The sequence below is a fragment of the Leclercia sp. GHBNCSD genome, from assembly GCF_055805075.1.
The window spans coordinates 115,747-139,375 of record NZ_JBQVYO010000003.1 but is presented as its reverse complement, the minus strand read 5'-3'; the positions used below and the strand labels follow the sequence as shown (position 1 = coordinate 139,375).

Below are 23,629 nucleotides of genomic sequence, written 5' to 3'. Positions count from 1 at the left end.
ATTTGCTCACATCCAGCTTTTGTTAGTTCGTCAACCTGGTGCGCCACATCCTGAAGATGCGTAGATTTACGTGCATAGCCGATTTTCATTCTTTTCTCGCTAATTAGTTATGGGGTTATTGTTATGTTGATACAGTAACGAGTTTTGTTACATGAGGGGAGTCATTTTTCGGGAGAAGTCAGGACTTTTCAAGACTGTCACAAAAACCATCGTTTTTGATACATTAATTTAACCAATAGGTTGCAGATCAAATCGCCTGTAACAGCCTTTCTGGCTGTTTGTCGTTTTCAGAAGACGGCTGCACTGAACGTCAGAAGCCGACTGCACTATAGCAGCGGAGGGGTTGGATCCATCAGGCAACGACGGGCTGCTGCCGGCCATCAGCGGACGCAGGGAGGACTTTCCGCAACCGGCCGTTCGATGCGGCACCGATGGCCTTCGCGCAGGGGTAGTGAATCCGCCAGGATTGACTTGCGCTGCCCTACCTCTCACTAGTGAGGGGCGGCAGCGCATCAAGCGGTGAGCGCACTCCGGCACCGCCAACTTTCAGCACATGCGTGTAAATCATCGTCGTAGAGACGTCGGAATGGCCGAGCAGATCCTGCACGGTTCGAATGTCGTAACCGCTGCGGAGCAAGGCCGTCGCGAACGAGTGGCGGAGGGTGTGCGGTGTGGCGGGCTTCGTGATGCCTGCTTGTTCTACGGCACGTTTGAAGGCGCGCTGAAAGGTCTGGTCATACATGTGATGGCGACGCACGACACCGCTCCGTGGATCGGTCGAATGCGTGTGCTGCGCAAAAACCCAGAACCACGGCCAGGAATGCCCGGCGCGCGGATACTTCCGCTCAAGGGCGTCGGGAAGCGCAACGCCGCTGCGGCCCTCGGCCTGGTCCTTCAGCCACCATGCCCGTGCACGCGACAGCTGCTCGCGCAGGCTGGGTGCCAAGCTCTCGGGTAACATCAAGGCCCGATCCTTGGAGCCCTTGCCCTCCCGCACGATGATCGTGCCGTGATCGAAATCCAGATCCTTGACCCGCAGTTGCAAACCCTCACTGATCCGCATGCCCGTTCCATACAGAAGCTGGGCGAACAAACGATGCTCGCCTTCCAGAAAACCGAGGATGCGAACCACTTCATCCGGGGTCAGCACCACCGGCAAGCGCCGCGACGGCCGAGGTCTTCCGATCTCCTGAAGCCAGGGCAGATCCGTGCACAGCACCTTGCCGTAGAAGAACAGCAAGGCCGCCAATGCCTGACGATGCGTGGAGACCGAAACCTTGCGCTCGTTCGCCAGCCAGGACAGAAATGCCTCGACTTCGCTGCTGCCCAAGGTTGCCGGGTGACGCACACCGTGGAAACGGATGAAGGCACGAACCCAGTGGACATAAGCCTGTTCGGTTCGTAAACTGTAATGCAAGTAGCGTATGCGCTCACGCAACTGGTCCAGAACCTTGACCGAACGCAGCGGTGGTAACGGCGCAGTGGCGGTTTTCATGGCTTGTTATGACTGTTTTTTTGTACAGTCTATGCCTCGGGCATCCAAGCAGCAAGCGCGTTACGCCGTGGGTCGATGTTTGATGTTATGGAGCAGCAACGATGTTACGCAGCAGGGCAGTCGCCCTAAAACAAAGTTAACCCAGGATGAGAACCTTGAAAGTATCATTGATGGCTGCGAAAGCGAAAAACGGCGTGATTGGTTGCGGTCCAGACATACCCTGGTCCGCGAAAGGGGAGCAGCTACTTTTTAAAGCATTGACCTACAATCAGTGGCTTCTGGTGGGTCGCAAGACGTTTGAATCTATGGGCGCACTCCCCAATAGGAAATACGCGGTCGTTACCCGCTCAGGTTGGACATCAAATGATGACAATGTAGTTGTATTTCAGTCAATCGAAGAGGCCATGGACAGGCTAGCTGAATTCACCGGTCACGTTATAGTGTCTGGTGGCGGAGAAATTTACCGAGAAACATTACCCATGGCCTCTACGCTCCACTTATCGACGATCGACATCGAGCCAGAGGGGGATGTTTTCTTCCCGAGTATTCCAAATACCTTCGAAGTTGTTTTTGAGCAACACTTTACTTCAAACATTAACTATTGCTATCAAATTTGGAAAAAGGGTTAACAAAGCTATGCAATCGACGGCAAAAAGCTTCGTTCGCTTCGCGCACTACGCCTTTTCCGCGATTGATAGCGACGTTATGTGAATATTGAAATGAGCATTCCAAAGAAAGGAAGTAGAAAAATTATCGTGGGCGAAAATGAGTTTTTGTGGCTCATTAGGTCAAAACTCACATATTCGCAGGACTGTTTAGGTACAGAAATGACTGCGGTCGTTGAACCGGATGCCGGTCCTCACTGATGAAGAAGTGAACACCGTACGGGAATCGTGCCGGCAGCTTGGAGCTATCGGCCGGAACCTCAACCAGGTGGCCAGGGCCTTGAACATCGAGTTCAGGGAAAGTGACAAGCTCAAGCAAGAGGCCATCGAAAAACTGGCCGAACGGATCGACCAGCATTTGGACCATGTGTCTGAGCTGTTCGATAAGACCTGGAGCCGGTGGCACGATTGTCATTTTCAGAAGACGACTGCACCAGTTGATTGGGCGTAATGGCTGTTGTGCAGCCAGCTCCTGACAGTTCAATATCAGAAGTGATCTGCACCAATCTCGACTATGCTCAATACTCGTGTGGGCTCTGTTGCAAAAATCGTGAAGCTTGAGCATGCTTGGCGGAGATTGGACGGACGGAACGATGACGGATTTCAAGTGGCGCCATTTCCAGGGTGATGTGATCCTGTGGGCGGTGCGCTGGTATTGTCGCTATCCGATCAGCTATCGCGACCTTGAGGAAATGCTGGCGGAACGCGGCATTTCGGTCGACCATACGACGATCTATCGCTGGGTCCAGTGCTACGCCCCGGAGATGGAGAAGCGGCTGCGCTGGTTCTGGCGGCGTGGCTTTGATCCGAGCTGGCGCCTGGATGAAACCTACGTCAAGGTGCGGGGCAAGTGGACCTACCTGTACCGGGCAGTCGACAAGCGGGGCGACACGATCGATTTCTACCTGTCGCCGACCCGCAGCGCCAAGGCAGCGAAGCGGTTCCTGGGCAAGGCCCTGCGAGGCCTGAAGCACTGGGAAAAGCCTGCCACGCTCAATACCGACAAAGCGCCGAGCTATGGTGCAGCGATCACCGAATTGAAGCGCGAAGGAAAGCTGGACCGGGAGACGGCCCACCGGCAGGTGAAGTATCTCAATAACGTGATCGAGGCCGATCACGGAAAGCTCAAGATACTGATCAAGCCGGTGCGCGGTTTCAAATCGATCCCCACGGCCTATGCCACGATCAAGGGATTCGAAGTCATGCGAGCCCTGCGCAAAGGACAGGCTCGCCCCTGGTGCCTGCAGCCCGGCATCAGGGGCGAGGTGCGCCTTGTGGAGAGAGCTTTTGGCATTGGGCCCTCGGCGCTGACGGAGGCCATGGGCATGCTCAACCACCATTTCGCAGCAGCCGCCTGATCGGCGCAGAGCGACAGCCTACCTCTGACTGCCGCCAATCTTTGCAACAGAGCCGAGCAGGATGCCTGCCAGTAACAGATGGCCGGCATAGGCGAAGTAGAAGAAATTTCGTGGCATAAAACGCTGGCCATCTTCGCCGGTGTGCTTCTGTACCAGGGTGACGGCAAGGAGAGGCAAAACCAGGGTCGGCAGTGTGACAAAAAGCAACGTGTCCGCCGGCGCGGAAACCAGATGCGAAACACCGTTCAGGCATGCCAGGGAGATAACGGCCACCAGTTCTGCGGCCCGGTGCCATTTTTCCATTGCGGGTGAGTAAACGACGGACAGAGAACAGGCCAGAGCCAGGCCCGCCATTCCGAAGCTCCCGGGAGTCAAAGGAACAATCAAAGCGGCAACGATCATCAACCCGATCATCAGTCCTTTCTTCCCGTATCGATGCTGCAGGGCAAGCAGCTGCGTTACGGCGGCAAACACGAAGAGAATATTCAGGGCATATCCGGGCAGCTGATGGCGGAACGCCAGCATGAACGCCGGCTGGGTCAGTAATGCCCACATCCACAGACGGTTCGCGCGATGCTGTAGCCGTTCGGGATTGCCATGCACGTTCATCGCCCATATAAGCGTGAACAGGGGGAAGGCCATCCGGCCAAGCGCATACATCAGCGGATCGAGTGGGGTTATAAACAACGTATTGACGTGGTCGATCAGCATGGCCATTAGTGCCAGAACCTTCACCAGGTCCAGAGCGGCAGGACTGATCCCTACAGGAAACAGATTTAATTGACGAATTTGGGCTGGCAGAATCACAGTCTTCACTCTCCTGACGGCAGGCATTCAGAAGCCAGGTCTGAACCCATAGCCAGAAAGCCCTGCCTGTATGGCTCGTTATGCTGACCCTGAGTTTTTCAAGGATCTTACGTGCTGCAAACTCAGACTTATCGCGCAGAACCCGCATGCAACCAGATGTATCTTTATTCTGTATACAGATATTTAAAATATGAAAATCGTTCATCCACTTCCCTTCCTGACCTTATAATTATCGGCAGAAGGGAAAAAAAGTTTAGGTTAAAGTTTGTATGTCTTATCAAAAAAACATCCTCTCGATCGTTAGCTGTTACATAACATTCTTTCTTGCCTTAGTTATCCCGGCTTATGAGTAGTTTAAAAAAAACGAACAAGAGTAGAAAAGATGGCATTAAAATACATACTCATCCCAGGACCGGGTCATCCATTGCGCTTGAGAAGCACAACTCCCCTATACAGGTCGGTTCTGTGTTAAGTATTCTGACTCCCATTAAAAATATATATACCAGAGAATAGACAGCACAGGCCATTAAAGTAAAAAAGCCGACACCTTTACAAAGTTTCCCTACATCGATAGTAACTTTCATTGATTTAACCCATGCTTATTTATCTGATGTGCTGGTATCCGGAAGCTGCTCTTCCGCAGCCGCAGCCGCAGCCGCAGCCGCAGCCGCATGCCTTTCTCGTATCTCTTTTGCGGCTTCCTTCCATGTTTTCGTCCATTCTTCATCCATCCGGCCTTCGCTGACAATTTTCACTGCAATGGCATAAGGCGTTCTTCCAAGCTTCTCTGAAAGCCAGAGGATATGATTATTAATATCATGGTCAGGCATATCATCAATAATGGAGCGAATGGTTGCTGATTCTTCCTGGATCCATATTTTACCGGTTCGTGGAAAAACAATATCTGGTTCACGCGGCTTTTTTATTTTATCAGCTTTTGCCTGCTTCCGGGCTTCTTTTGATGCAGAAATGACACGCAACCTTTCTTGTAGTCCACCCAATACCGCCACCGTTCTGACCATATTTTCACGCTGTTCACGGTTAAGTAAGTCATCCTCGCAAATAAGCGCATTTAACGTTTCAATAAGGTCATCGACTTTTTTCTCTGTTAGCTTATTGCTCATGGACTTGCTCCCTGTAATTTGTTCTCATTTTGAATGAGATGTGCTGCATAGCTTATATTCAGTCTCGTCATATTCGTGCGCAGGTCATTCATCATTCCGGCGTTTGTCAAGCATACCCGGGCGTTCAGATTACCCTGTCACGCTTTTGAGGCCACAATGGTCAGTTGCCCTGGAGAGGCAAACTCCCTGCTTCCTGCACGCAGATCCTCTTCCACCGCATGGAGATAGACAGGTGAGGAGGCGATAACAAAGCGATCGTGCGGGTATGCCTGCATCAGCTTCTGCAGTGAAGCGCAACGGCGAGTCGTTGGCGGGGATGTTGTCAGGCGAGACCAATGTTCCCAATGGCAGAGTGGCATCGATGCGAATGTCGCTTCATAGGACACGATAGTGTCGGTGACATGAAGTAATCCTAGTCCAGCCGAAATCACCCACAGCTCCGCCCCGGTACTGGCGGCTGCGGCCACAGCCCGTCGCCAGTGCAGCCCAGAGTACAGCGCTCCTCCCGGCAGAGTTCCACCAGTGCTCCAGACCCGTTTCAGCATTTCACCCCAGTTAATATAAGCTGGATTGCCGTTTTTTGTATACGGGAACACCGTCTCACCGACAGCTATGGTTTTGCGTTGCGTGCAGGTGACTATCAGGTGAGTACGGCCGGCCCCCTGGCCCGGCTCAGGACTTTTCCGCTAAAGCACTACCTTCAGAATCGCGCTGCAGGCAATCGGATCCCGGTACTGGAATACCTTCTTCCGGAGTATAACTTTCATTAATCTGTGTGCGCACGGCCATGCCGGCCGCATGGCAGCAGCCAAACCAATGCACCACCTGAAGGGGATCGCCCTCCAGTCGGGTAACTTCGCCCGCGACGTCCCACAGCTGCAGGCAGGTCCGGCCATTAAGGCACACCACAAAGTCGGCACGGCAAGCCATATGACAGATGCCGTTCAGCTCCACCATTCTTTCTGTCTGCTCACCAGTATCATTACCGCTAGCGCCTAGTAGTACAACCACCCTTTCTCTTCGCCGGCGTTCTGATTCTGCAACCTGTTCGACTGCCAGGAGTGGACTGGCGATCTGGCGACCTGCGTCCGTCAGCTCGACGGTCAGTTGCAGGTTCGGGGCGCGCAGGGTGCGCAGCCAGCCCGCGGCTTCCATCCGGCGGCAGGAGGCCCGTAGGTTTGGCCCGTATACAGGGGCGTCCCCGCCCTGCTCCAGAACCCGTTCAATATCCCGCGTGGCTACCGGTCCCGGCCGTTTCGCATCGAGGGTGGCCAGCACAATCAGCACCCGCCGCTGCAACGTCGATGGCCTGCGGGAGGTTGTTACTGCTGCCATAAACGTTGTTCTGCTGTTGGACCGCGCAGGAGCATTTCATTGAGCCGCAGATGGTTCCTGTCGGCGACATCTTCGGGAGCCCGGCCCGCGATCGTCAGGTGTTACCTGAGCAAGTTGTGAGCTTCAGCCAGACCAGTGGCCTGAACCCAGATTTTATCCAGTTGAATGAGCATCATCTGCCGATGCTCCAAGGGAATAGCCGTAAGTGCTTCGTTTTTTTTCTTCTGTTAAGACCAGAACGCACGCATTACGGTTGAGATATGACAGTGCGAGTCTCCGCCGATATGTTGACGCACCTGCTCATTGGTCGGGTTCGGGTTGCCGGCTGCAATAAGTTCTAGTACGACGTTCTCGATGCGACGGAAGATGTCGGGGGGATGGGACGGAATTTTTCACGGGCAGTCTCTGAAAGATAAAAGGGGTGTGAATCAACGGGAAGCAACCCTGCTCTTCACATCTGGCTATGTCGATATACATAACAAGAAAATGACTCAATCCGGTAAAATAAAGGTAACTTTTCAAATGCTCATGATGGTTAACTTTTGTGATGTAAATCTAAAAAACGTCAATGAGTAATAATGGAATTAATTAACAACAATATGATATTTAATGATTTATTTTGAATAGATCATTTTTAACACCTCAGGTAAAGTTAAATTCTGTTGATATTTTTGTGACGAGAAAAGATACTTATGGCAATCCTTTAAGTCACAAAAGTGAACTATACATGACGAATGAGAGCATTAGCCTTACAGAATTCAAGGTCAGTCTGACTGCAAAGGACAACGAATTCATGCAGTCGTACTACCGGCTTGCAGACATGGTTGCTGATCTTATCGGTCCGCACTGCGAAGTGGTCCTGCATTCATTTGGTGATCTGGATGCCTCGGTTGTCAAAATTGTCAACGGGCATCACACGGGGCGCGGTGTCGGTTCACCTATCACTGATATGGGCCTGAAAATGCTCCGACTGTTTATGCAGACAGGTGAAGTGAACTCCCGGAGCTATTTCACCCGTAATAAAGTCGGTGAATTACTGAAGTCAACAACCTGCGTTGTAGCCGGCGAGCATGGAAAACCTATCGGGTTGTTCTGTGTCAATATCAATCTGTCGGTTCCTTTCCCAGAGTTAATTAAAACACTTATGCCGGATAACTCCCCGCTTGCTATGGTGATGGAGCATTTCAGCACCAATTCTCACGATGTCATTAGCCAGTCGGCAGAAAAAGCAATTCATGAAATTGACAGCGATTCAAATATCAGCAAGAAATCGAGGAATAAAGCAATTGTTTTCCATTTATTTGAAAATGGAATTTTTGAATTAAAGGAATCGGCGGGGATTATCTCCGAAAAACTCGGTATCTCACGACACGCTATTTATAAATATCTGCGTGAATTTAAATCCGCTATAAAGGAACAGGAGTAATCAGATGAAGAAAAATATTGTTGAAACTCATAACGCCCCGCAGGCTATCGGGCCTTATTCGCAGGGCATTTCTTATGGTGATTTTGTCTTTACATCCGGTCAGTTACCTCTTGATCCGACTACAGCCGTTCTCCCTGCCGGGGGAATTAAAGAACAAACACGGCAGTCGCTTCTGAATGTACAGGCGGTGCTTGAACAAAGCGGAGCCTCAATGAAATCTGTAATCAAAACCACCTGCTTCCTTGCCAACATGGAAGACTTCGCCGAGTTTAACGCCGTTTACAGTGAATTTTTTGACGCTGAGACGGCCCCCGCCCGCTCCTGCATTCAGGCAGCAAAACTTCCCAGGGATGCCCAGGTGGAAATTGAAGCCATTGCCCACAAACTTTAATCACCGGGTGTTGTACCGTACGAAAGGGGTATTAAGATGTTTCGTATTAACATAAACCAGTTCTATACCGGTAAATCCAGCTCACTTTTTACAACTGAAATTGCTGAAGAAGCCCGCCGCTTCCACGCCAAGATCCCAGGGTATGCGGAAACCCCTCTTATTTCGCTGAATGCGCTGGCTTCCCGGCTGGGCGTTAAAGCGATTTACGTGAAAGATGAGTCAAAACGCTTCGGTCTCAACGCCTTTAAAGTGCTTGGCGGCTCGTATGCGCTTGGAAAATTCCTGGCTGACAAACTGGGCGTGGATATTTCGGCCATTGATTTCAGCACGGTAGCTCATCAACTGCCTTCACCCTTAACGTTCACAACAGCAACCGCAGGAAATCACGGAACCGGTGTTGCCTGGGCTGCACGGGAAATGGGGCAAAAAGCCGTTGTATTTATGCCAGAAGGCTCTGCACAGGCGAGTGTAAATCGTATTAAAGGCCTTGGAGCAGAGTGTATCGTCACTGACTGCAATTACGACGATACCGTACGCCTGGCCTCCGCAACCGCTGATGATAAAGGCTGGACGCTGGTACAGGATACCGCCTGGGAAGGCTATGAGGAAATTCCAGCATGGATTTCCCAGGGCTATACAACGATGGCGGCAGAAGCGGCCACTCAGCTACGTTCTCAGGGGGTGGAGGCACCTTCACATATTATGCTGCAGGCTGGCGTAGGCGCAATGGCCGGAGGGGTGCTGGGCTACTTTGCCGATCTGTATGGTGCTGAGCGGTTTTGTTCAGTCATTTCAGAGCCGGCAGCCGCGGATTGTCTGTACCGCTCCATAACATCGGTACAGGGTGAACGCGTTGCGGTTGGCGGCGCGCTGAATTCTATTATGGCCGGGCTGGCATGCGGTGAAGTCAATCCTGTCACATGGAATATTCTGCGTGACTGTGGTACTGCCTTTGCCAGCGTCAGCGACGACGTTTCTGCGACGGGGATGCGACTCCTCGGGAATCCACTTTCCGGAGACCGACAAATTATCAGTGGTGAGTCGGGTGCCATTAACGCAGGCCTGCTGTATCTGCTTGCCACCTCATCCGGTGAGGATGCCCGTGTGATGAAAGAGCATCTGGGTATTAATGAAGATGCGATCATCCTGATTTTCAGCACCGAAGGGGATACAAACGCAGAACGTTACAGGAAAATTGTCTGGGAAGGAGCCTGGCCTGTGGATTCATAACCCGCTGGCAGCCGTTATTATAATTTCGTCAGGCTGCGAATCAGTAATAAAAATTGTCTGACCTGAGGGTATATGCGCAGTGCATTAATACTCTGGATACTCTGTACCCCTCACGGTAGTAATGAAAGTGGGTGAATGAACTCATATATTATGATGATTGAATCTCACATTATGCGACTGCAGGTAATTTTTTTTTGCTAGTTACTTACCGGCAAATGAAATTATTCATGACCAGTAATTAATTTTGTTACGGCTCCGTAAGCAAAGATATTTCTTTGACACCGGACCAGGAATCAATGAGGCTCAGTATGAAACAGCAATCGAACAATGAAATCTTTCTGGATGGACAAATCCTGATATCCCAGCTGACAGAACTGGGTCAGATCGGTGCCGATTCAGTCAATGGTGGACGTACCCGTGCAGCCCTAACTGATGATGAACGGTTGGGCAGGGATTTGCTTGTGAAATGGATGCAGGAACTCGATCTTGAAATAAAAGTGGACAAAATCGGTAACATTTTTGGCACGCTTCCCGCAGCTGACGCAGGTGACAGCCAGCCGCTAATGATTGGGTCACATATTGATACCGTTGTAAACGCAGGCGCTTTCGATGGATGCTACGGTGTTCTTTCCGGCCTGGCTGTCGTCCGAGCGTTCAGAAAAGCCGGGATCCAGCCATCACGGCCAATTACCGTCGCGGCTTTCACAAACGAAGAAGGCATTCGCTACCAGCCGGATATGATGGGTTCCCTGGTTTATGCGGGCGGTATCTCCCTTGAGAAAACGCTGGATACCATTGGTACTGACGGAACACGTCTTGGCGACGAGCTTAAGCGCATTGGCTATGCCGGTGATATGCAGCCCGGAGCAATCGTTCCTCATGAGTATATTGAACTGCACATCGAACAGGGCCCCGTACTTGAAGCGGAAGGCATTCAGATCGGGGCGGTAGAAAACCTTCAAGGGATCTCCTGGCAGGAAATCACCATCAAAGGAACGGCAAACCATGCCGGCACCACACCTACACGTCTGCGTCATGATGCTGGTTTCGCAGCTGCGAGCGTAATCACTTTTCTCAGGGAGCTGGCAGGTAATGGTACAACGCTTGCCACTATCGGTAGTATCCGCGTCGAACCAAACGTTATCAACGTTATCCCGCGTCTGGCCAGATTTACGGTAGACCTGCGTGACCCGGATGAAGCCCGCCTGAAAGAGGCCGAACAAAAACTGACAGATTTCCTTGCCGAGATCGGCAGTAAAGAAGGCGTGGAAATTTCTACCGAAAGGCTGGTTCGCTTTGAGCCTGTATTGTTTAACCAGGACATCGTCTCACAGATTATCGAGTCTGCAGAAGGTTTCGGACTCAGCTGGCGACGTATGACTTCTGGAGCCGGGCATGACGCACAGATGATCGCACGTATTGCGCCTGCTGCCATGATATTCGTTCCGAGTAAAGACGGTATCAGCCACAACCCGGCCGAATATACATCAGAAGAGGAGCTAATTCAGGGGGCCAGGCTTCTGCTGGATGTTGTCAGCCATCGGCTGGAGAAATAGAAAACATCAATCGTTACTACATGCCTTTCCGGTTTTCTCCGGAAAGGCCAGTGGATCAACTCATTCTCACTACATTGCGGGTCACAGCTATGACAACCTTTCATGAACAATTAATTGAATGGCGACGCTATCTTCACACCATTCCGGAAACAGAGTTCGATCTAGAAAAAACGCCTGAATTTGTCGCTGAAAAACTGGAGTCAATGGGTATTACGGTTCACAAAAGTATCGGTAAAACAGGCCTGGTCGGAGTACTGCAAAAAGGGAATAGTGACAGAAGTATTGGACTGCGCGCGGATATGGATGCACTGAATATCCTTGAAACCAGCCACCATGATTATGTTTCAAAAACGAAGGGAAAAATGCATGCGTGCGGTCATGACGGCCATACGACCATGCTCCTCGGTGCCGCCAGACTGCTTAAAGAGGAAATTGACTTTGATGGCACCGTCTATTTTGTCTTCCAGCCAGATGAAGAACATGGCCATGGCGCGCACGCCATGATTGAAGATGGTCTGCTCCAACGGTTTCCCATGCAGGAAATCTACGGAGCCCATAATATGCCGGGGATTCCCGCGGGTCAGTTCGCCACCCGCGTGGGGGGCATAATGGCGAGCGAGGACAACTTTATTATCCGCATTATCGCAAAAAGTGCTCATGCGGCCCGTCCTCATATGGGCAAGGATCCCCTGATTATCGCCGCAGAAATTATTCTGGCACTCCAGACGGTCATTTCACGTAACCTGGATCCCTCTCTTTCTGCCGTTATTTCATGTACAGAATTACATACCGATGGACTGCGTAACGTTATCCCGGGTTATGCGGAGATCCGCGGGGATACTCGATCATATGATCCTGTCGTACAGAACATGCTTGAGAAAAGGATGCGCGTTATTTGCAATTCCATTTGTGCCATGCACGAAGCAGAATGTGAATTCATTTATACCCATGAATTTTCACCTACAGTCAATCATCCACTGGAGACCGGATATGCGATTGAAGCTGCGAACCGTATCTTCGGCGCACAAAATGTTGACTCTGTGACTTTGCCGATGATGACCTCTGAAGATTTCGGCGCGTTTCTTGAGAAGATTCCCGGGGCGTTTGTTTTCCTAGGGAATGGAATTGAACAGGATGGCAAGGGCTTCTTACCTTTACATAATTCATCTTACGATTTTAACGATGATATTCTTGTGCTGGGTGCCACCTTTTTTGCTGAACTTGTGAGTATGCGGCTGCCAAATAATAATTTTTGATCACACCAGCCTTAGCTAAAAATATTTAATCGAGCACAGTTATGTATTTATAAGCCTGCAAGGGCTTTTGCGCATGGCTGTTGAATGTACCCTACAGGCCGAAGCATTATTAAATAATATAAGAGGTTCGCTATGGAAATACTACGTTCAATAAATGGCATATTCTGGGGATGGCTGGTTGCTGGACTACTTCTTGGTACCGGAGTGTTTTTCGCCATCAGACTTTCCTTTCCGCAGGTGCGCTATTTTACCAAACTCTTTAACGCTTTAATAAAGAACCGAAAATCAGGTGAAAAAAAAGGAGTGTCAGGCTTTGGTGCGCTTTGCGCTGCATTAAGCAGCCAAGTAGGGACAGGCAGCCTTGTTGGGGTGGCAACAGCCCTTGCTTCGGGAGGGCCGGGGGCAATTTTCTGGATGTGGGTTACCGCATTGCTGGGTATGGGGATAAGCTTCAGTGAGGCGATCTTGGCTATTCTATTCCGGGAAAGTAACGGAGACGGGACATATCGTGGCGGACCGGCCTATTATATATCCAGAGGGCTGAACAGTAAGCCACTCGCCATCGCTTTTTCAGTCAGTATGATCATTGGTATGGGTTTTTTTTACACAATGGTCCAAGGTAACTCAGTTATATTAGCAACAACCTCCGTGTTCGATGTGCATCCGGTAACGATTGGCGTGATTCTGGTCGCCTTGGTCTCAGTAATCATCTTTGGTGGCGTTAAGCGTATCAGCGACTTCGCTTCTATATTCGTTCCTTTCCTTTCTGTCGCTTATATTTTACTGTCATTATTTATTATTTCTTTAAATATTGAAAAATTGCCAGATGTTATCGCGTTAATTGTCAAACAAGCGTTCAATTTTGATTCCGCGGCAGGCGGTGCTGCCGGGTATACCATCTATATGGCGTTTCGTTATGGCGTGGCTCGTGGCCTTTTTTCCAATGATGCGGGTAATGGTACCACCCCGAGTATGCATGCCACGGCTATTGTCAGTCACCCGGTAACACAAGGTTTTACAGCCATGTTCGGGACATTTTTCACCACTATTATAGTCTGCAGCTGTACGGCCTTTACCATCCTGCTCACAGGCGCATTGGGCACCGGGCAAACCGGGGTGGAACTTACTCAGAGCGCATTCAGCCTTGGGGTCGGCGACTGGGGCAAGCAGGTAGTTTTCGTTGCAATGTTAATGTTCGGATTTAAATCTGTCATTGCAGACATTTATTATGGTGAGGTTAACCTACGATGGATCATTGATAATAAATTCATCACCCAGATTTATCGTCTTTTCTGCTGCTTACTGGTGATTTTCTGTGGCATGATCCCGGTCGCAACCATCTGGGAACTGGTGGATTTTGCTGCAGCCATGTTAATAATATTCAACGTTCCGGCCTTATTGCTGCTTTCAAAATATGTTCTATTTGCGCTTCGTGATTATGCGCAGCAGAAAAAAGACGGCATCGTTGAACCTGTATGGGACTATGATACAAATGTCAAAGATCGATTACCCCATAAAACGGGAAGCCGTACTTTTATGAAGAACTGATTTTGTACTTAACTGAGTAGCTTCAATGATCCAACTTGACAATGATAGAGTAGCATCTTGTCAGGGAATATGGCTGCGTTCTTTAAATACCCCCTGCTTCTTACCGAGCATGACGTCATGTGGTCCGGTTAAGATGCAGGTTATAAATAACATCCTTTTTTTACACAACGGCTTATCACGGTAATTTGATGAGCCGTTATTAATGCCAAACAGGAGCTACTTATGATAGCAAATACGGAGAAATCATGATTTTTTTTACGCCAACCATAAAATTAGCCAGAAATCATTAAAAGGAAGCTCCCTGTAAGCTGACAATATCCACGATCATCAACTTCCAAAGTTTGAGTTATATCAGCATACAAAAGATGAACAACATAGTGCCAATTTACCTAACTATCCGTAACAGGTAATACCACCTCAAAACAACTTCCGCCTAGCCGACTAGAACGGTACTGCACAAACCCACCATGTGCTTTGATGATTGAGCTTACAACTGCCAAACCAAGTCCAGATCCGTCTGTTTCATTTACTCTATTGTTATCAACGCGATAAAAGGCATCAAAGATTTTGTCAGCATCTTCTGCATTTATCCCCGGGCCTTCGTCCTCAATAGTTATGAAAATATGTGCATCTTTTACACAACAACTTATCAGCAGTTGGCCTGTACAAGAGTATTTAATCGCATTACTAATTAATGCAGTCAACACCTGAACAAAACGAAATTTGTCCAGAAATGCGTAAATAGTTTCAGTTTCAATCACAGTAATCAAATCCCGGGAGTAGAAATCATCTTCAAAAAGTGCCGCTGTTTCAGTTATTAACAGATCAACTTGAATGTTTTCTCGATAGAGATATAACTGGCCACTGTCCGAGAGACTTAGTACACGCAGGTCGTCTATTAGTCTCGATAACCCTTTCGTCTGATCCAGTAATATTTCAAACTGCGGTTCACTGGCGTCAAATATCCCTTCCCGGATACCCTGGATTCGGCCCTGCAACACCGTGACGGGCGTCCTCAGTTCGTGGGCAATAGCCGCATTCCATTTCTTCATTTCGCTGGACATAATTTCCAGCTTATCGGCCATGGAATTAAAATCGTTTATCAGAGAAGCCGTTTCGAAAATTTCCCCGGCGTTATGTGCCACCCTTTCGCTGAGCTGACCTTCTGCGATTTTACGGGCGGCCATTGCGACGGCATTGAGGGGGATAATGACCTTTCTGGCGAAAAACCACGCAAAACCCAGTGCGACAACGGAAGACAGTACGCCGGAAATCAGCGTCAGGACCCAGTCATGCGTAGTGGGTATCCAGCTGAATTCATCGTGCCCGTCAGCAAACACGGTAATGTAAGTACTGTAAACGGTTGACAATAGAACCAGAGTACTCACTGCCACTTTTGATGTCAGGATAAACAACTGATAGCGGATCCCTCTTCTGGCCATTTCAATCACCCAACCTGTAGCCGAAACCGCGAATACTCTCGGGCACTGCTGTCAGGCCAGCCTGTTCAAATTTTTTACGTAATTTACTGATGTGACTGTCCACCGTTCGTTCGCTGGCATCGCCTTCTGGCAGACAATGTTCGAGGATCTCCTGACGGGAAAATACCCGTTTGGGGAAACGGATGAGATGCAGCAAGATTTTGTATTCCGTCGACGTGAGCAGACCGCCAATGTCCGTCTGCGTATTTTTGATGAACACGGTATGGTTCAACAGGTTCATCTCTATGTTCCGGGTGCTGAACGACTGCTGGTCTTTATCAGAATGGTAATAGGACATACGGCGCAGAATAACATGGACTCTGGCAACCACTTCAGCCGGATTAAAAGGCTTAACGATGTAATCATCTGCACCGGTTCGCAGCGCCTGAATTTTATCAACATCCGCATCAAGGGCGGTAAGCATCATCACCGGTACGTCACTTTCTCGCCTTATTTGTGCGAGTACCTGCCAGCCATCCATAAGCGGCATGCGGATATCAAGAATAACGAATGATGGCGCTTCGGAATAAAACAGTGACAAGGCTTCCTTCCCCTCTCGGGCATGGATGACGTTAAAGCCTTCCTTCGCCAGATAAGCCATAAGTATGTCGGCAATTCCACTCTCGTCTTCTGCCAACAACACCTTGATGTTCTTCATTTTTGCACCACCTTACCGGTCAATTTGCGCTGTCTCCATACAATCTCCACACAGCCTACACACAACGTAAACACATGACTTATATAATTATTTTAGTATAACGCGCTTTGTGATTATCAGGAAATTAACCGGAATGATGCCAAAACATACTACGAAAATCAGAAATTCATCTTTACTGTTGCTATTGCTGCTGTTAGCAGCATGCGACTCAGGAGCCGATACAGCGGAGCAGACACAGGAAATGCCTGCCAGTGTTACCGTCCAGACGCTGACTGCCGGACCGGTAGAGTATGAGCAGATCTTTCCCGGCCGGGTTACGGCCTATCGCATTGCTCAAATCAGGCCACAGGTCAGCGGCATCATTACAGAAATGAATTTCAGTCAGGGAAGCGAGCTTAAACCCGGTCAGGCCTTGTTCCAGATTGATCCTGCCCCCTTCAAAGCGGATGTGAATAGTGCTGCCGCCTCACTACAAAAAGCGCAGGCCAGCTACCAGCAATTGCAGGCCAAGACGAAACGCCTGTCCAGCCTGACCCGTACTGGCGCAATCAGTCAGCAGGATTATGAAGACGCTGTTTCTGTTGCTGCTCAGGCGAGTGCCACAGTGGCTGAAGCGCGCGCCATTCTCGAGCGCCGACAGCTGGATCTGGCTTACGCGACGGTGAAAACGCCTATAGGCGGCCGTGTTGATCAGAACTTTATTACCGAAGGGGCACTGGTCAGCGCTGGCGATTCGCAGGCACTTGCGACGGTGCAGCAGATCGATAAGGTCTATGTCGATGTTCGCCAGCCAGCCGCTCAGCAACAGGCTTTGTCGTCCGGAAAAGAGAACCACCAGGCCACGATCCTCTCAGCTAACGGAAAACCTTTCAGTAATAAAGCCGAGATCCTCTTCACCGGGGTCAGCGTGGATGCAGGCACCGGCGATGTCGTGATGCGTCTGCTTGTCGATAATCCAGAACGAACCTTGCTCCCGGGCATGTACGCGCAAGCAAAAATAACACATCTGCTCGCCAAAAACGGCGTGACCGTCCCTCGTGAAGCGGTGGTGCGTGAAAATGACAAAGCGAAGGTATGGCTCAACCTGGATGGCAAAGCTAAAGCCGTGCTGGTTGAACTGGGAGAGTCCATCGGAGCGCGTTACTACATCCGACAGGGGCTGAAGACGGGGGATCAGTTAATCACTCAGGGCATGAGCCGCCTGCAGGATGGCATGACGCTACAGCTGGCACAGGGTTCAGAGCAGTAACCGGCGTTTTTACTTTTATTCAGGATAACCTATGCCTCAGTTTTTTATTAACCGCCCGGTTTTCGCCTGGGTGATAGCCGTTTTCATCATTCTCTTTGGGCTTATCGCCATTCCCAAACTGCCGATAGCTCGCTATCCGTCGGTTGCGCCGCCGAGCGTCAGTATCTATGCCACTTATCCTGGTTCAACGCCTGAGATGATGAATAACAACGTGATTGCCCTGATTGAGCGTGAGTTGTCATCGGTAAAAAATCTCCTCTACTTTGAATCATCAAGCGACACCACGGGATCTGCCACCATTACTGTCACCTTCGCTCCCGGCACCGATCCGGATATGGCCCAGGTAGATGTACAAAACCGTATCAAGATTGTTGAGCCACGCCTGCCGCAAGATGTAAGACAGAACGGCCTCAACGTTGAGGCCTCATCTTCGGGTTTCCTGATGGTTGTTGGTCTTTCCTCAAAGGACGGGAAAATTTCCGGGAGCGATCTAAGCGATTATCTTTCGCGCAATATGATGGAGGAGCTGCGTCGCATAGAAGGGGTTGGCCGTGTTCAGCTTTTTGGTGCTGAGAAAGCCATGCGGGTATGGGTTGACCCGAATAAACTGAATCAGTACAGCCTTTCCCTCACCGATATCAGTGATGCCATCACAGCCGAGAATGCTCAGATTTCTCCGGGCCGCACGGGCGACTCGCCTGCGGTTGAAGGGCAGATGGTCACCTATCCATTACTGGTGAAAGGTCAGTTAAGTTCCCCGCAAGAGTTTGGCAATATCACCTTAAAGTCCAACCGGGACGGTTCGCGGGTCGTGCTCTCGGACGTTGCCCGCCTCGAACTGGGACCGCAGACTTACACCTTCTCCACCCGGGAAAATGGGCAAGAATCAACCGGGGCTGCAATCCAGCTTGCACCGGGTGCGAATGCCGTAAAAACTGCTGAAAAGGTTAAGCTGCGTCTTGACGAGCTGAGTAAGGCCATGCCTGAGGGAATGCATTATTCAATCCCTTTTGACACCACGCCCTTCGTGAAAATCTCAATTGAAAAGGTCATCCATACCTTTATCGAAGCGATGGTGCTGGTCTTCCTCGTGATGTATCTGTTTTTGCAGAACGTCCGTTATACCTTTATCCCTGCCATCGTTGCTCCTATTGCACTTCTGGGCACCTTCACCGTCATGTTGATGACCGGATATTCCATCAACGTGCTGACTATGTTCGGCATGGTGTTGGCAATCGGTATCATCGTGGATGATGCCATTGTGGTGGTGGAAAACGTCGAAAGGATCATGGCGGAAGAGGGCCTGGGGCCGAAAGAGGCCACGCAAAAAGCGATGAAGGAGATAACCGGCGCGGTAATTGGTATTACGCTGGTGCTCAGTGCGGTATTCATCCCTATGGCGATGGCGACGGGTTCTGTTGGCGCTATCTACCGCCAGTTCACGCTGTCAATGGCCGTCTCGATTCTAATTTCTGCTTTCCTTGCGCTCAGCCTCACGCCAGCACTCTGTGCCACTCTGCTGAAGCCAGTAGACAAGCATGTGCATGAGAAAAAAGGGTTCTTCGGCTGGTTTAACCTTAAATTTGCCCGAATGACCGATCGCTACGAAAGTGGTGTCGCCAGGCTTTTAAAGCGTGCCGGTAGCGCTATTGCTGTATATGGCGCACTTTGCCTTTTGCTGTTTTTCACTATGCGCGGACTTCCTTCCTCGTTTCTGCCTGAAGAGGATCAGGGTTATTTCCTCACGTCTATCCAGCTACCTTCCGACGCCACAACGGAGCGCACCCTGAATGTGGTGAAAGAGTTTGAAGACACCGTTCTGAGCAGGCCGGGAATAGATACCAATCTGTTCATTATGGGATTCAGCTTCTCAGGATCGGGTCCGAACTCAGCGATGGCCTTTACCACTCTTACGGACTGGGATAAACGCGAGGGGGCAACCGTTGGTTCTGAAGCTAATCATGTACTTGAGAGTATGTATGGTCATCCTGAAGCCGAAATCTACAGCCTGATGCCGCCAGCGATTGACGAGCTGGGGAACTCATCCGGGTTTGCTATGCGTCTGGAGGATCGCGTCGGTAAAGGATATACGGCCCTAAATGAGGCCAAGAACAAACTGCTGGCGCTGGCGACCGAAAGCAAGGTCGTTCAGGGAGTGTACGTTGACGGCCTTCCCGAGGGGCAGGTGATAAACCTGAACATCGATCGCCAGAAAGCGTTTACGTTGGGTGTCTCTTTCAGTGAGATCAGCCAGACGCTCTCGGGTGCGTTCGGGTCAATGTACGTTAACGATTTCCCCAACGCGGATCGGATGCAGCAGGTCATCGTTCAGGCTGATGCACCTTATCGTATGCAGCCGGAGGATATCCTGAAACTGTACGTCCGCAACGGTAACGGCGGGATGGTTCCCCTTTCTGAATTTGTGCAGGCAGAATGGGAAACTTCAGCCTTACAACTGGTGCGCTACCAAGGTTATCCGGCGATAAAAATTACCGGCAGCGCGGCACCAGGCTATTCAAGTGGTGATGCGATTAAAGAAATGGAACGCCTGGCGACGCAACTGCCGGAAGGGTTTGGTGTGGAATGGACTGGACTGTCATTGCAGGAACAGCAGTCAGCTTCTGAGGCTCCGATGTTGATGGTGCTTTCCATGCTGGTTGTCTTCCTGGTGCTTGCCGCACTTTATGAGAGCTGGGCTGTTCCGCTTTCGGTGATGCTGGTTGTGCCTCTGGGGCTACTGGGTGCCGTGCTGGCGGTGGTGCTCCGTGACATGCCTAACGATGTGTTCTTTAAAGTGGGAATGATCACCATCATCGGGCTGTCGGCGAAGAACGCCATTCTGATTGTTGAATTTGCCAAACAACTGCACGAAGGAGGGAAAGGCCTGATGGAATCAACACTCGAAGCAGCCCGCATGCGTCTGCGTCCCATCCTGATGACCTCGCTGGCCTTCACGCTCGGCGTTGTTCCCCTCATGCTAGCAAGCGGTGCCAGCGCAGAAACCCAGCATGCCATCGGTACAGGTGTATTTGGTGGCATGATCAGTGGAACACTTCTTGCCGTGTTCTTCGTGCCCGTATTTTACTTTACGGTGATGAATATCGTCGGACGTTTCACACGTAAAGGTCACTAATAACAATAATGGGCGTAGCTAAGGCCGCGCCCGAACGATCGGTAAACTTCATGCAATACAATAACAGGCATCAACGGGAAATTATTAATGAACTTATCCGCTGGATAAAACATAGCCGAACCGAAAGTCTGAGTACGGCCATTGTTTCAAGACGAGCAGGATTTTCACGTTGGCATCTTCAACGATTATTTAAACAGTACACAGGCGTCACTCTCGGGAGTTACCTCAAAATTATTCGTCTCGGCTATGCAGCTATCGATTTGATGCAGACAGATGCTTCCGTTATAGAGATTGCCATCCAGTATGGCTACGAATCTCAGCAGACATTTACACGCGCAATGAAATCGTATATCGGACTAAACCCAGGGAAAATAAAGCGAATGTCTCGTGAGGATAAAGATAAACTTGAGGAAAAAATAAAACGATTAATTGCAACGGTCAGCCATTAACTATAGATTTGGTTTTCGGCAATTAACAAATTGTTATAAAGATAATGTTTAGCAGAGATTGCATTGCGCGCTTATGGACCTGCAAATAAAAAATACTCCAATGGATTAGGTCTTACTGGTTAATGAGTCAATGAAAAAAATATAAGAATTATTTCTTCTGCGACACAAGGAATAATTTATGGCAAGACAAGGTAATTTAATATATTGATGTAACAGGAAATCTTTTATACCTGCAAGTTTTTAAAATCAATCAATAAAATGGAAAATATGTTTTAAAGTGGATGAGCAAAACAAAATTGAGTACCTCAGCGTTAAGCAGGAGTTCAATATTCCTGTTCTAGGATTTTCCGTCGTTAAGGCTCAAGTGATTTTGGAAATCGGTTGAAGGATGTTTCAGCATATAGCCAGTAGTGAAACTGATTAACGAAGCAACAGGTGAACCTATACTTATAGGTTCACCTGTGCAGAGAGTCAGTCCAGGGATACCATCATGTTAATAAAAACTAATTAGTATTCAATATGATATGCTTGATATTAACGATTTATTTTTTGGATATAGGGAATTGGTTACTCAGAACATCCTTATGTTCTTTTTTATAGGAAATATTATATACGTGCAAACTCAGTCGCTGAGGTAAAACTGTCTTTTAACTTGCGAGATGCATTGGAAGATAAATGTGAAAGTTGATGTGCACTGTTAAAACACAGCGCACATCTATCTGGAAAGAAGATGTTTCAGGTGGGGCAAAGTTTTTGTTATTTGTGTAATGAATCCAGGCCACACCACAGAGATATTAAAGCACATAGTAGTGAGTAAACCCCCATAAACCCTGCCATGAACAGGGTAATAAAGAGCGCTAAAATAGTCATATCATCTATTCCTTAAATGGAAGCGATTCGATAAAGTAATTACCTTGCAAATGCTCAGGATAAATGTTAGATAAAACATTTTTTGAAAAGCAATTTACAGGTAAGCGTATGAAGCTAAAGGTTCAATTTAACTAAATCTGTATCTTTATCATACACCTCTAGCATGTTGTGAATCTTTTGCAAACCTTGAAAATTGCCTTCTTGATAATATTGCTCATTAACCATCTGAGCCTGTTCAATATTCGTTAAAGCCAGATAAACTTGATGCACCACGCTATGTGAATCAAAAATATCCCTTGGACGAGTACCCGTCAGGAAATCTTGTTTAAGCTGAGAAGTCAATTGATTCATTACAACAAGGTTTGAAGCATAAACTGAATGCATTTTGACTTTGTCAAATGAAGTGACACTATCTCCAGGTTGGACGATAGGAATTCGCATTTTATTAATGTTTGAGACAAGGATAGGTGTAGAATTACCACACCCCGATAACACCAGGGTTCCAACAACAGAAAAAATAATGCCAAACCGTTTCATATATATACTAAAATCTCTTGTTAGTAGTTAGTTCTGCATACGTGCGTGCCAGTCGCGTCACTGAATCCTGGCGAGGTACTTAAAGTGCAGCGTTGAAGGGAAGTTCTGAATCTGTTAGCAGGGAAAAGTACATTTCCTGGTAGAGTGCATTGAGGATTTCAAAACGCTTTTGATACTCAGAATTTTTTTTACTGAAGACATCTTCTGTTTTTTTTCTCTTGATAACCGGGGGTAATTGGTAATAATTATCAGGCGTGCGAATTCCTCCTGAAACTTCCCACAGATGGTCATAATTAGCGAGGCTTTTTGTTCTATTAGTATAGCGCAGGGATTGGTAAACATGATTCTTATTAGCTACGGCATAAACACGCTTTACATTCATTAACTGCCCAATGAAAAGCACAGTATCGATGAGAATCCGCTTAGGGAATAGACCATGTAATTGTTTCGTCGCATGCTGAATAGAATCAAGTGCATCAGCAGAATTCGGACCCTGCAATCCACCTATGATAAGACATGCTTCATCGAAACGCTGACAAACAGTAAATGTTATTTTCCATAACAAATTGCCAAGCGAATCTGCAAGAATCACACTAACCTCTCCTTCCCGGTCCAGTTTGTGCGATGATTTAAGACTTAACCGATAAAGGCTTCCCTCTTTACCATTGAGATAAGCGAGTGTAAGTCCGGATGGACTAAGATGAGTTAAAAAATTGTCTTTACCCAGGAACGCTGTGATTTTCTCATAATGAAAAATCACAGCGTCGACGCTTTCACGTCTGCTCATCCTGGTGCTGATGTAGGGGCGATGTATGCGGCAGGGAATTCCTGGCTGAGAATAGAGTAGCGTTTGTGAATATGGACTCGCAATCAGCATTTTCAATAAACGATATGTCAACACCGGCTTCACGATCGCTCGGACGCAGAATTTTTTCCGGAAATTTGCGCAGTCCCATAGCTTATGAGGAACATAACTGCCCAGAGAGAGAGCAAAAAAGAGCCCCAATGCTGAGGTGGGTATCTTACTTAAAACTCTATCATTACTAAGCTGAGTCATTATA

Annotated in this window: 19 protein-coding genes and 3 pseudogenes; 13 read left to right on the top strand and 9 right to left on the bottom strand. The window is 48.9% G+C overall.

All coding sequences use genetic code 11. The annotated features are described in order from the left end of the window. Positions 1 to 481: 481 nt before the first annotated feature. Positions 482 to 1,495: a class 1 integron integrase IntI1 gene (gene intI1, locus ACT3IC_RS23260; protein ID WP_000845048.1), complete on the bottom strand. Its 1,014-nt coding sequence runs from the start codon at positions 1,493 to 1,495 to the stop codon at positions 482 to 484. A gap of 155 nt (positions 1,496 to 1,650) precedes the next feature. On the opposite strand from intI1, the gene dfrA14 reads away from it, so the two are divergent. The 4 genes and pseudogenes from dfrA14 to ACT3IC_RS23240 all read left to right on the top strand — a co-directional run bounded on the left by dfrA14 (position 1,651) and on the right by ACT3IC_RS23240 (position 3,518). After that, positions 1,651 to 2,124 carry a trimethoprim-resistant dihydrofolate reductase DfrA14 gene (gene dfrA14 / locus ACT3IC_RS23255; protein ID WP_004201280.1) on the top strand — a complete coding sequence of 158 codons (474 nt, stop codon included), beginning with the start codon at positions 1,651 to 1,653 and terminating at the stop codon, positions 2,122 to 2,124. Between the two features lie 220 nt (positions 2,125 to 2,344). After that, a pseudogene (gene mobC / locus ACT3IC_RS23250) lies at positions 2,345 to 2,515 on the top strand (plasmid mobilization relaxosome protein MobC); the annotation flags it as partial. Positions 2,516 to 2,561: 46 nt separating this feature from the next. Beyond that, positions 2,562 to 2,636: pseudogene (locus ACT3IC_RS23245) on the top strand (EAL domain-containing protein); the annotation flags it as partial. Between the two features lie 117 nt (positions 2,637 to 2,753). Next, a complete protein-coding gene (locus ACT3IC_RS23240) occupies positions 2,754 to 3,518 on the top strand; it encodes an IS6-like element IS6100 family transposase (protein WP_001389365.1) in 765 nt (254 codons plus the stop codon). An 18-nt stretch (positions 3,519 to 3,536) separates the two neighbouring features. Here the strand turns inward: ACT3IC_RS23240 and ACT3IC_RS23235 are convergent, their stop codons facing one another. The 4 genes and pseudogenes from ACT3IC_RS23235 to ACT3IC_RS23220 all read right to left on the bottom strand — a co-directional run. Then, a complete protein-coding gene (locus ACT3IC_RS23235; RefSeq protein WP_473479780.1) occupies positions 3,537 to 4,325 on the bottom strand; it encodes a TraX family protein in 789 nt (262 codons plus the stop codon). Between the two features lie 599 nt (positions 4,326 to 4,924). Beyond that, positions 4,925 to 5,449, bottom strand: a complete 525-nt coding sequence (locus ACT3IC_RS23230; RefSeq protein WP_473479777.1) for a hypothetical protein — start codon at positions 5,447 to 5,449, stop codon at positions 4,925 to 4,927. Between the two features lie 137 nt (positions 5,450 to 5,586). Beyond that, positions 5,587 to 5,724 (bottom strand): hypothetical protein, encoded by a 138-nt coding sequence (locus ACT3IC_RS23225; protein ID WP_473479774.1) that lies wholly within the window; start codon positions 5,722 to 5,724, stop codon positions 5,587 to 5,589. 466 nt (positions 5,725 to 6,190) lie between these two features. After that, positions 6,191 to 6,784 (bottom strand): annotated as a pseudogene (locus tag ACT3IC_RS23220) (hypothetical protein); the annotation flags it as partial. 619 nt (positions 6,785 to 7,403) lie between these two features. On the opposite strand from ACT3IC_RS23220, the gene ACT3IC_RS23215 reads away from it, so the two are divergent. From ACT3IC_RS23215 to ACT3IC_RS23190, 6 genes are all read left to right on the top strand, one after another. Further along, positions 7,404 to 8,210, top strand: coding sequence for a helix-turn-helix transcriptional regulator (locus tag ACT3IC_RS23215; protein WP_473479771.1), 807 nt, complete (start codon positions 7,404 to 7,406; stop codon positions 8,208 to 8,210). 4 nt (positions 8,211 to 8,214) lie between these two features. Continuing rightward, positions 8,215 to 8,601, top strand: coding sequence for a RidA family protein (locus ACT3IC_RS23210; RefSeq protein WP_473479768.1), 387 nt, complete (start codon positions 8,215 to 8,217; stop codon positions 8,599 to 8,601). A gap of 36 nt (positions 8,602 to 8,637) precedes the next feature. Next, positions 8,638 to 9,831 (top strand): diaminopropionate ammonia-lyase, encoded by a 1,194-nt coding sequence (gene dpaL, locus ACT3IC_RS23205; protein ID WP_473479766.1) that lies wholly within the window; start codon positions 8,638 to 8,640, stop codon positions 9,829 to 9,831. Positions 9,832 to 10,139: 308 nt separating this feature from the next. Then, the gene (locus ACT3IC_RS23200) at positions 10,140 to 11,387 is read left to right on the top strand and encodes an allantoate amidohydrolase (protein ID WP_473479763.1); all 1,248 of its coding nucleotides are present in this window, start codon (positions 10,140 to 10,142) and stop codon (positions 11,385 to 11,387) included. Positions 11,388 to 11,476: 89 nt separating this feature from the next. Next, a complete protein-coding gene (locus ACT3IC_RS23195; RefSeq protein ID WP_473479794.1) occupies positions 11,477 to 12,643 on the top strand; it encodes a M20 aminoacylase family protein in 1,167 nt (388 codons plus the stop codon). A 132-nt stretch (positions 12,644 to 12,775) separates the two neighbouring features. After that, positions 12,776 to 14,191 carry an alanine/glycine:cation symporter family protein gene (locus tag ACT3IC_RS23190; RefSeq protein WP_473479761.1) on the top strand — a complete coding sequence of 472 codons (1,416 nt, stop codon included), beginning with the start codon at positions 12,776 to 12,778 and terminating at the stop codon, positions 14,189 to 14,191. A gap of 389 nt (positions 14,192 to 14,580) precedes the next feature. Here the strand turns inward: ACT3IC_RS23190 and ACT3IC_RS23185 are convergent, their stop codons facing one another. Then, positions 14,581 to 15,633, bottom strand: a complete 1,053-nt coding sequence (locus ACT3IC_RS23185) for an ATP-binding protein (protein ID WP_473479792.1) — start codon at positions 15,631 to 15,633, stop codon at positions 14,581 to 14,583. Position 15,634: 1 nt separating this feature from the next. After that, positions 15,635 to 16,330: a response regulator gene (locus tag ACT3IC_RS23180; protein ID WP_473479758.1), complete on the bottom strand. Its 696-nt coding sequence runs from the start codon at positions 16,328 to 16,330 to the stop codon at positions 15,635 to 15,637. A gap of 133 nt (positions 16,331 to 16,463) precedes the next feature. On the opposite strand from ACT3IC_RS23180, the gene ACT3IC_RS23175 reads away from it, so the two are divergent. The 3 genes from ACT3IC_RS23175 to ACT3IC_RS23165 are packed head-to-tail and all read left to right on the top strand — an operon-like array spanning position 16,464 to position 21,161. Further along, positions 16,464 to 17,579, top strand: a complete 1,116-nt coding sequence (locus ACT3IC_RS23175) for an efflux RND transporter periplasmic adaptor subunit (protein ID WP_473479755.1) — start codon at positions 16,464 to 16,466, stop codon at positions 17,577 to 17,579. A gap of 31 nt (positions 17,580 to 17,610) precedes the next feature. After that, positions 17,611 to 20,712, top strand: a complete 3,102-nt coding sequence (locus ACT3IC_RS23170) for a multidrug efflux RND transporter permease subunit (protein ID WP_473479752.1) — start codon at positions 17,611 to 17,613, stop codon at positions 20,710 to 20,712. 50 nt (positions 20,713 to 20,762) lie between these two features. After that, positions 20,763 to 21,161, top strand: coding sequence for a helix-turn-helix domain-containing protein (locus ACT3IC_RS23165; RefSeq protein ID WP_473479749.1), 399 nt, complete (start codon positions 20,763 to 20,765; stop codon positions 21,159 to 21,161). Between the two features lie 984 nt (positions 21,162 to 22,145). On the opposite strand, the gene ACT3IC_RS23160 is transcribed toward ACT3IC_RS23165, so the two are convergent. After that, the gene (locus ACT3IC_RS23160) at positions 22,146 to 22,568 is read right to left on the bottom strand and encodes a hypothetical protein (protein WP_473479746.1); all 423 of its coding nucleotides are present in this window, start codon (positions 22,566 to 22,568) and stop codon (positions 22,146 to 22,148) included. Between the two features lie 79 nt (positions 22,569 to 22,647). Continuing rightward, positions 22,648 to 23,625 carry a VirK/YbjX family protein gene (locus ACT3IC_RS23155; protein ID WP_473479743.1) on the bottom strand — a complete coding sequence of 326 codons (978 nt, stop codon included), beginning with the start codon at positions 23,623 to 23,625 and terminating at the stop codon, positions 22,648 to 22,650. Between the last annotated feature and the right edge of the window lie 4 nt (positions 23,626 to 23,629).